We start from the raw sequence: 1,501 nt of genomic DNA, 5'->3' as shown, positions 1-1,501 counted from the left end.
TTTTCGGAGCATCGAAGTGCAAAAAATTGCCTTATATCATACACTTGGAGATCTGCCCGAACCAGTGTTCACCCACAAATTTTGCTGACGAGCCTCATTTAAAATCACCACACCGAATAGCGAAGCGGTGGCCGGCTCGACCATTGCCACAATAGACGCTACCGTCGGTGTAGTATGTTTCAAGCCGACGATATAGAGAATAAACGACAAGCCGGTGCCGAGTACCCCTAAGACCACGAACAATGGCCAACTCGGCGCTTTCAGTACTGCCAGGGCTTGATCGGCATCGCTCAGTCACATAAGTATGATTGTAAGAACAGCTAGGGCTATCACAAGAATTGCTTGTGGGCTGCCGTGGGGTGCCGCATACTTAAATCCAAAGATGAATACCGCATAGAACAGGCCAGAAAGCAACCCGGCACCGGCGGCGATGGGTGTGACCTCACCCGCTTCGCCCTCATAGATGCCAGTGAGCAGCACCACGCCAAACATTACCAGAGCGATAGCAGCCCACTTGAACAGAGCCGGTCTTTCGAGTTTGAGTGTGAAGGAAACGAGATAGACGAACACGGGCGCACAGTACATCAGGGTCACCGCAACCGCGACACTGCCCTGCGCGATGCTCACTAAATAAAATCCCAGGTTGCCAGCTACGCCCACACCGGCAATAGCCGACCAGAACCACAGTCGACGACTTGTTAGTCCACTGCCGCGCGGACGAATCGATAGCCATACGATAACGACCAAAAACGCGATGGCGCCCCAGTAGAACGACACCACAACCGGATCCCAGCCCTGGGCCGTGAGAATGCCGGCAATCCCGCCTGATAGTCCCCAGCATAACGCTGCAAGTGCCACGAAAGACGTACTCAGCCCACCATTCTGTTTGATAAAAATAACCTCTTTGGAGTTGTTCGTTTCCACCCGGGAACGAGCTTTTTATTTTGGGAAGGAAGTCAAGTAGTTATTTAGATCCGGTGAAATGCCATTCCCGGGGATGTTCCACAACCCCGGCCCGGACCATGTTCAGATCGATGTACAGCATGCACTTGAGCAGATGCTTGTCCGTATCCACGGCTGTGGCATGGTAGCGGTCTTCCCAAAACGCACCTTTGCGACTTTTGCGCTGGTTGTACTCCTGGGCGGTTCTGCCGGCAACCAACAGGATTGACCTGGGCAGGGCCGTGACGTCTTCCTCGCTGAAAACCAAGAGGTGAATGTGATTCGAGGTGACGGCGTAGTTGAGAATCTGAAGCTGGTATCGCTTCCTGGCCTCAAAAAGCCAATTGATCCAATTTTGCCTGTCACGGGAAAATTTGATGAGAAACTCCAGCTTACTGAGTGTTGGAATTGTCCTTATCCGGCAGTTCGTTCAAAAATCCCAAGTGCAAGGAGCAAAAAAAGGGGGTTCTTCGACGTTGGACGTGGAAATGCTATGGAACGAGTAGTTCCCTGATGGGTGCTCCGATCAGGTAGATCACAGTGATGAATGTCATCTCGT

3 protein-coding genes are annotated in these 1,501 nt (G+C 52.0%); all 3 read right to left on the bottom strand.

Features of this window, described 5'->3' with window-relative positions:
• Positions 1 to 36: 36 nt before the first annotated feature.
• Genes AC559A_RS19125 through AC559A_RS19115 form a run of 3 tightly spaced genes read right to left on the bottom strand, consistent with a single transcriptional unit; the run spans position 37 to position 1,291 of the window.
• Positions 37 to 243 (bottom strand): EamA family transporter, encoded by a 207-nt coding sequence (locus AC559A_RS19125; RefSeq protein ID WP_498819286.1) that lies wholly within the window; start codon positions 241 to 243, stop codon positions 37 to 39.
• A 51-nt stretch (positions 244 to 294) separates the two neighbouring features.
• Complete coding sequence (locus tag AC559A_RS19120; RefSeq protein WP_498819284.1) at positions 295 to 924, bottom strand: DMT family transporter; 630 nt, start codon at positions 922 to 924, stop codon at positions 295 to 297.
• 40 nt (positions 925 to 964) lie between these two features.
• Complete coding sequence (locus AC559A_RS19115) at positions 965 to 1,291, bottom strand: transposase (RefSeq protein WP_498819287.1); 327 nt, start codon at positions 1,289 to 1,291, stop codon at positions 965 to 967.
• Between the last annotated feature and the right edge of the window lie 210 nt (positions 1,292 to 1,501).

Source organism: Desulfonatronum zhilinae (assembly GCF_900182865.1).
Classification (GTDB): Bacteria; Desulfobacterota; Desulfovibrionia; order Desulfovibrionales; family Desulfonatronaceae; genus Desulfonatronum; species Desulfonatronum lacustre.
Note: the sequence above shows the minus strand (reverse complement) of the source record. Positions and strands in the feature narration are given on the sequence as shown.